The organism is Thiocapsa sp. UBA6158, from assembly GCF_002423035.1.
Taxonomy (GTDB): domain Bacteria; phylum Pseudomonadota; class Gammaproteobacteria; order Chromatiales; family Chromatiaceae; genus Thiocapsa.
In genome coordinates, this window is record NZ_DIUM01000044.1 from 1 (window position 1) to 6,733 (window position 6,733).

The window sequence follows — 6,733 nt, forward strand, 5'->3', positions numbered from 1 at the left end:
CGGGGGGTGGACGTCAGGCCGAAGGCGCCGAAGCGCGCCGTCACCGGGCGGAACGGCCCCTGATCACGTCCCCAAACATCCAGGCAAGCCGTTTCCGGCAGGTTTCAGGCGGTCAAAAAGGCATTGAGCGGCCGGAAATCGTGAAAAATCGAGGCGCCCTACAATGTCTGCGCCGTAGCAACGAGTAAGGACGGCTGATGCTGCCGCGCGGATTCTGCGGCGGAAAATCATCGCGATCGCAGCCTCATCCTGACCAGACAGTGCGGGAAGGTTACGCGACTGGCGGACGAGCAACGCCTCAAGGAGCGCGATTCATGGTGCCAGATCAGCAGTGCCAGTCGTTGCATACGACAGATCTGCGGCGGCGAGCGCATCGAAATACTGCTCCCGGCTTTCAGCCAGATGCTCGATCAAGGTTGGCGTGCCTGGAAGTAAGAAGCCGAATTTCAAACACAGTATCAGATAACAGAGAGCGCGAGAGACCCGGCCGTTTCCATCAACAAACGGGTGAATCCACGCAAGGCGCCAAAGCGCAAAGGCACCAAGGTTGAGCGCCTCGTCGGTGTCCCATCGCGCCTCAAGCTCGGCACAGAATTTGTCAATCAAGACATCGACATCAGACGGCGGCGGAGCGACATGAGCGCTTCCGCGAACTTCTATCGCCATGGTCCGAAAGCTGCCAAAGTTCGGATCGGCAGGATCGCCTGCGGCCGCATGCAGTTCGCGGATCAGAAAGGGCGTGATCGCGAGGCGCTCACCCCCGACGTGCCGCTCAACCAACTGCTGAACTAGCCGAAACTGACGCACCGCACCGATCGGATCGAAAGGTATGCGCGATTCACTATGGCCGACAACCATGCTCGCGACAATCGTAGCCCGATCGAACGCTTCGCGTGGCACCGCTAACGTGACCGTGCCACGGAAAAGGCTCGGACTCTCGACAACTATATTGCCCAAAGTGAAACTGATACCTTGGTCGCGCCGTTCCTCGGCACTCATTGCGTGCTGCCGCGCGCCATCGATCAACTGGAATAGCGTGGGATTTGTCATGCAGCTACCATAGGCCAAACATGTGAAGCTTTGCTAGATGGCGCTGCGGGCAGGCTACCCGCGGCCATGGCCCGAAGCCCTAGGCAGTTAGGTTCTGACGCTGCTGGGTTTTTCTAAACGACTTTTTTCCAGCCGTTCCGCAGTGTCCATGCCGCACTTCGGTCGGTGCACTTTCCGGCCAACGCATCAAGCGGCGTCGCCGTGGCGACCAACTGGACCGCACCGTCCCTATCGGAGAGGGCGGCGCGGTCGTCTGCTACAAGGCTCCTACGGGCATCAAGGGCACCCGCCTACCCCACCCTTCCGAAACCCGCGCCCTCTTCCCTCTGCGCCCTCCCATACAGCACCCGCTCGGCCGCGCTGATGCTGCCCTCCGCCCGCGCCACCTCCGCCCAGACCGAGATCGGGAACCTCCCCTCGAAATGCAGGTCCCGCTCGATGCCGAGGCCGAAGGGCAGCCGGATCGCCGCCATCTCGCTCAGCGACCAGGAGCCCAGTTCCGGATAGCCCAGATCGGCGAGACCGAAGAGGATGTCGCCGTCCTCGTCGAGCTCGGTGGCCAGCCAAGTGCCCTGGCCGAAAGGATTGAAGAACTTCACGACGGGGACGTGATCGGCGTCCGGCATCCGGCCGTTGTCCAGAAGCCGGCCGCGCTGGCTGGGGGTCAGGAGGATCATGCCGCGACCCTCCCCTGTCCGCTCGCAGTGGCGGCCGCCACAGGCTCCGGCAGATGGGCCAGCAGCCAGTCCGCGGCCTTGCTCGCCTGCGAGGCTGCGCGGACGATGGCGCGGTTGTCCTCGCGCAGCACCTCGAGCCAGGAGCCGATGTAATCGGCATGGCGCACGGTGGGCACGATCCCAAGCGAGGCGCAGCAGAAGGCCGCATTCATCTCGGCCACCAGTTCCTCGAAGGCATAGGCCTTGGTCCCGAAACTCCCCGAGAAGTCCCGGCCCAGCCGCGAGGCATGGCCCGTGGCATGGCCAATTTCATGGAGCGCCGTGCGATGCCAGTTGATCGGCTCGAAATAGGCCTGCGGAGGGGGAACCTGGACGTAGTCCAGCGCGGGGACATAGAAGGCCCGATCGCCCCCGATCCGGAAATCGATGCCGGTGGCGCGGATCAGCGCCTCCACCTGCGGCTCGATCATGCCCGGCGGCGGTGGGAGTGCCACAACGGCGATCTCCTCCGGCAGACCTTCGCATTGGGCGGCATTGAAGACGGTGAACCGCTTGAGGAAGGGGATCTGCCCGGGCGGATCGCCGGTTTCCCGGGCGCGGCGTTTCTCATCCTCGGGGGTGAAGCGGTCGGCATAGACGACGGTCGTGCCGCGCTCGCCCTTGCGGACATTGCCGCCGAGCGCCAGCGCCTGGCGGAAGGTCAGCCAGGCTTGCGTCGGATAGCCCTGCTGGACCACCGCGCCCCAGAGGATCAGGATGTTGATCCCGGAATACTGGCGCTGGGTCGCCGCGTTCCGCGGCAGGGCGAGCGGCGCCTTGGCCGAGGCCGTGCCCCAGGGCTGGACCCAGGGCAGCCGCCCCGCCTCCAGCTCCGCGATGATCCGGGAGGTGATGTCGTCATAGATGCTGCTGCGGGCGCCGCCATCGCGGGGCGCGCGGTCCTGTCTGGCCATCGGGGTGATCTCCACGACGGGCGCCGGGGGCCTCTCCCCCGACCCTCAACCCGTCACTGAAACCCCGTCTGCACCCTCCCTCTGAGAGGGGCGTTGCGGGGTCCCCCCGCTCGAAGGGGGTGTGTCGGCAACGCCAGTGCCGACCAGGGGGAAGGCGTTCCCCCAGCATCCGGACCTGAATGATCTGACCTCACAATGCCGTGCTGCAGACAAACCGCACCGATTGCCGTCTCGGCGGATGTCAACGGGGATTCCTTGTTTGATCAAGAGATGCTAGGCTCGACAGGCTTCCGACCCGGTGGAGTCTGACTTGGGCTGCTTCTGACGACCGATCCATTTCGGGAGCCAAGAAATTCTCTCCCTTGATCAATTGACCGATCTGGGGCTGAGAACAAACCAACGGGTGCGTAAGGTCACACATGGCGCGGAGCGATCTTCTTGTATCCTTGATTCGCGCGGGTGCGACCGGCGACAGAGAGATGCTGCGCTCCACCACCGAGGCGATGGTCGCCGAAGAACGTGCAAAGAAGCATTTCATCGTGGCCGACCGCATGCAACGCGCTTTGGCGGCTGTTCCGATCACACCGCCTTCGCTGACGGCAAGCTCTCCTCACCAGACCGGACCCAACGGTCGTGAGGCAATCCTAGAGATCACGCCGCAGCTTCAGCTGGAGGATCTGCTCCTCCCCCTGCCAGCGCGGGAGAGCGGAAGACAGCTGCTTGAGGAGCATCGCAGGGCAGACGTCCTGCGCGCAAATGGCTATGAACCTCGGCACCGCGTCTTGCTTTCAGGGCCTCCTGGCAACGGCAAGACCTCGTTCGCCGAAGCCATTGCAGAGGGACTAGGACTGCCCTTCTTCGTCGTCAGGTATGACGCCCTGATCGGCAGCTATCTTGGTGAAACAAACGCCCGGCTCCGGAAGCTCTTCGACTATGTTCGAACGATCCCGAGCGTATTGTTTTTCGACGAGTTCGACGCCATCGGCAAGGAACGCGGCGATACACATGAAACGGGAGAGATCAAACGGGTTGTCTCCTTCCTGCTCATGCAGCTCGACCAACTTCCCAGCTATGTCATTGTGGTCGCAGCGACCAACCATGGAGAACTGCTCGACCGCGCGGTCTGGCGTCGTTTCCAGATGCGCCTGTCCTTTCCGGCGCCGAATAAGACTGATGTCACGGTGTTTCTGGACCGGATCATTTCGGGCTGGCCGGACACCCCCAAATTGTCGCTCAGCCGCTTGGCCGGTAGACTTGGCGATGTAAGCTATGCAGAGGCGCTGGACTTTTGCCAGAATGTCAGGCGGCGGCAAATTCTTGGTTTAGGGGAGGTTTCGGTTGATGAGGCATTGCGCGCGGAACTGGATCTTTGGGCTTCGCGCGTTACGCCAGAGCTCTTAAATGCCGAGCGATCCGACAAAACCCCTCCTGAGACTGACGCCGAGCGCTGATCAGCCCCGCCCTGTAGGTCGCGCCCGTCCCATTCCCTCACCGGCAGCCTTTCCGCGCGACCGTCAGACAGGCAGCTTCGGCCCGAAATTCACGCGTCTCGCCGAAATCCTTGCCCGCGGCGAAGGAGCACTTGAACTGCGCGCCGATCCTGCGGGCCTTGCTCCGGAACGGCTTTTGGTCTTCGAAGTCCGCGGCTCAATAAGCAGGTTTGCCGAGGCCATCCGCCAGGTTGCCGGGCTTGAGCTGGTGGATGAAGAAGAGCTCGAGAGCGACGAGGGGGACAAGCAGCCTGTTACCTATCTGCTCGTTCCAGACATGCTGGCCCTGCGCAGCCTTGAATCGCTGTGGCGGCGTTGGCAGGCCGGACAGCTGGTCAGAGGAGAAACACCCTGGGCCACGGTCTTCGAACATCTCAGGGACCTGCGCGCCTGGGGACCAGACGACCGCGTTCAGTCGGCAGACAGGACCTTTCTGTCTTCTATTCTCGAGGGCCATCACGACAACGACCTGATCCGACTTGAGATCGAACTCGTCTTCAGGGCCAATGAGGCCTCCGCTCGGCAGAGTGAAGAGGAGACGACACGGGCGCTGATCGCGCGCGGGGGCCTGGTTCTGTCACGCTGCCGGTTGCCTGAAATCTCCTACCATGCCCTGCTTGCTGATATCCCGGCCTGGGCTGTGCGCGAAATCATCGCGCGGGAGATCGGAGGTATTGCCGGCCTCGACGCCGTCATGCACATCCGTCCGCAATCCGAGGCCACGGCGGTAGAAATCGGCGATCCTGAAGACACTCCCCAGGCCGAGCAACAGGTCGCGGAACTCGGTGAGCCGATCCTTGCCATTCTCGATGGTGTCCCGGTCAGCGCTCATAGGCGGCTGGCTCGCCATATCGACCTCGACGATCCCATCAATCTTGAGCCAGATGCGCTCGTCGTGACGCGGGCGCATGGAACGGCCATGGCATCCCTTGTCATTCATGGCGACCTCAACCGCGGCGAAGCACCCCTGCCGCGCAAAATCCATATGATCCCGGTCCTGGGGAACAATGACGACTTCCCGCCCGACCGGCTCATTGTCGACATGATCTACCTGGCGGTGACCCGACTGCGCGATCAGCGCCCTGGGATCGTGATGGTCAATCTCTCTCTTGGGAATCGCTATCGGCCGTTCCAGAACCACCTTTCGCCTTGGGCCCGCCTTCTCGACCGCCTGGCCTATCGCTTCGGGCTGCTCTTTGTGGTGAGTGCCGGCAATCAGGTATTCCCTTTCGGCATGCCGGGCTATGCCACCAGCCGGGACTATGAGGCTGCAGATGCGGCAAGCCGCGCGAGATCGATGGTTGAAACACTGCATGGCGTCATGGCCGATCGCCGCCTGCTTTCGCCGGCGGAGACCATAAACGGCATAACCGTTGGCGCAGCGAACATCGATGCCATCGGGCCTGCGGAGCGGGGGGCACTCGCGCGAGTCTTGATCGACCCCTTCCCGGCCCATGTCGCGGCGAACCCCTCGAGCAGTCTGGGTCCTGGCTTCGCCAGATCGGTCAAGCCGGACATCCTGATGCCCGGTGCCCGGGAACACATGGCCTGTGTCGGCAATCACCGACACATAGACGTTCGCCCGGCCATGGCGTCGCGCGGCGCCGGTCTCAAGGTCGCGGCGCCTCCACGGGATGGTCGAGAGAACCAAGACGGCTATTCGAATGGGACCAGCGCAGCCGCTGCGCTGGCATCGCGGACCTGTCATCGCATTCACGACGCCCTTGAAGCGACCTACGGCGCCGCGTTTCTGCAGATACCGGCCGCGCAACGCGCAGTGCTGCTGAAGGCCCTTCTGGTCCATCCGGCTCAATGGCCACGGGAAATCGCCGAAGTCATCAAGACGACGCTAGGACCCACGGGGCGCGGCCAGGCGTCAAAACAGAAGGACAATATTCGGCGCTTCCTCGGATACGGCTATGTTGATGCGGAGGACGCACTGGCCTGTGCCGCCGACCGGGCCACCTTCTTTGCCACGGGTGTCCTCGAGCCCAATCGCATCGCAACCATCGATGTGCCGGTTCCGGTGGCAATCGGTGGCAAGACAAGACCGCACAGCCTGTCGGCGACCGTGGCGTGGTTTTCCCCGGTCCTGCCGGGTCGCAAGACGTATCGAAGTTCTAGGCTCAAAATCGTCACACCGGCAGAACTCGACGCGCTTGCCGTTTCGACGGAGCGTTGGCATCCAGACGAAAATCAGAGCAATCGCGGGACGGTCAGTTCGCGACGCTGGAGTGGAGCGAATGCACCGGTTGTCACACCGAACATGACAGTACCATTGGTCGTGCAACGCGACCCCGATCAAAGCACGGCGGTTGACGAAGCCATCCCCTTTGGCGTGGCCGTGACGATCTGCATGCCGGGTGAGATCGGCATCTACGACGAAGTGCGAGCCCGCGTGGTGCCGCCGGTCCAGGCGCGCCCGTAACGTGAGGTGGTTTCCTAGCCGCCAATCAGCTTGATGCGGAACGAGGTCAACAATTCAGCGGATTGTTCTTTTCGGTGATATCTACCGCCACGGCTCCGGCTTGTAGGCGGCCTTGGCCACGACCTTGCTGGCATC

The 6,733-nt window shown here is 62.9% G+C and carries 6 protein-coding genes; 3 read left to right on the plus strand and 3 right to left on the minus strand.

The window, feature by feature from the left end; translation table 11 throughout:
• Positions 1-188, plus strand: a 188-nt coding sequence (locus tag B4N44_RS06745; protein WP_296698357.1) for a hypothetical protein, incomplete at its 5' end; no start/stop codon positions are given.
• A gap of 124 nt (positions 189-312) precedes the next feature.
• Here the strand turns inward: B4N44_RS06745 and B4N44_RS06750 are convergent.
• The 3 genes from B4N44_RS06750 to B4N44_RS06760 form a co-directional block, all read right to left on the minus strand.
• Positions 313-1,050, minus strand: a complete 738-nt coding sequence (locus B4N44_RS06750; RefSeq protein WP_296698359.1) for a Fic family protein — start codon at positions 1,048-1,050, stop codon at positions 313-315.
• Between the two features lie 290 nt (positions 1,051-1,340).
• Entirely contained in the window at positions 1,341-1,727 is a 387-nt protein-coding gene (locus tag B4N44_RS06755; RefSeq protein WP_296698362.1) for a DUF2958 domain-containing protein, read from the minus strand.
• Positions 1,724-2,680, minus strand: coding sequence for an ArdC family protein (locus B4N44_RS06760; RefSeq protein ID WP_296698364.1), 957 nt, complete (start codon positions 2,678-2,680; stop codon positions 1,724-1,726). The genes B4N44_RS06755 and B4N44_RS06760 overlap by 4 nt, the downstream gene beginning before the upstream one ends.
• Positions 2,681-3,159: 479 nt before the next feature.
• Here B4N44_RS06760 and B4N44_RS06765 point away from each other — a divergent pair, with 479 nt between their 5' ends.
• Together B4N44_RS06765 and B4N44_RS06770 are read left to right on the plus strand one after the other, a co-directional pair.
• Positions 3,160-4,131, plus strand: coding sequence for an AAA family ATPase (locus B4N44_RS06765; RefSeq protein WP_296698367.1), 972 nt, complete (start codon positions 3,160-3,162; stop codon positions 4,129-4,131).
• Positions 4,082-6,598 carry a S8 family peptidase gene (locus tag B4N44_RS06770; protein ID WP_296698368.1) on the plus strand — a complete coding sequence of 839 codons (2,517 nt, stop codon included), beginning with the start codon at positions 4,082-4,084 and terminating at the stop codon, positions 6,596-6,598. Before B4N44_RS06765 ends, B4N44_RS06770 begins: the two co-directional genes overlap by 50 nt.
• The last annotated feature ends 135 nt before the right edge of the window (positions 6,599-6,733 follow it).

Excerpts from the sequence above, each read along its gene's own strand:
- B4N44_RS06750 (WP_296698359.1), bottom strand. The coding sequence starts at position 1,050 with ATGACAAATCCCACGCTATTCCAGTTGATCGATGGCGCGCGGCAGCAC.
- B4N44_RS06755 (WP_296698362.1), bottom strand. The coding sequence starts at position 1,727 with ATGATCCTCCTGACCCCCAGCCAGCGCGGCCGGCTTCTGGACAACGGC.
- B4N44_RS06760 (WP_296698364.1), bottom strand. The coding sequence starts at position 2,680 with ATGGCCAGACAGGACCGCGCGCCCCGCGATGGCGGCGCCCGCAGCAGC.
- B4N44_RS06765 (WP_296698367.1), top strand. The coding sequence starts at position 3,160 with ATGCTGCGCTCCACCACCGAGGCGATGGTCGCCGAAGAACGTGCAAAG.
- B4N44_RS06770 (WP_296698368.1), top strand. The coding sequence starts at position 4,082 with ATGCCGAGCGATCCGACAAAACCCCTCCTGAGACTGACGCCGAGCGCT.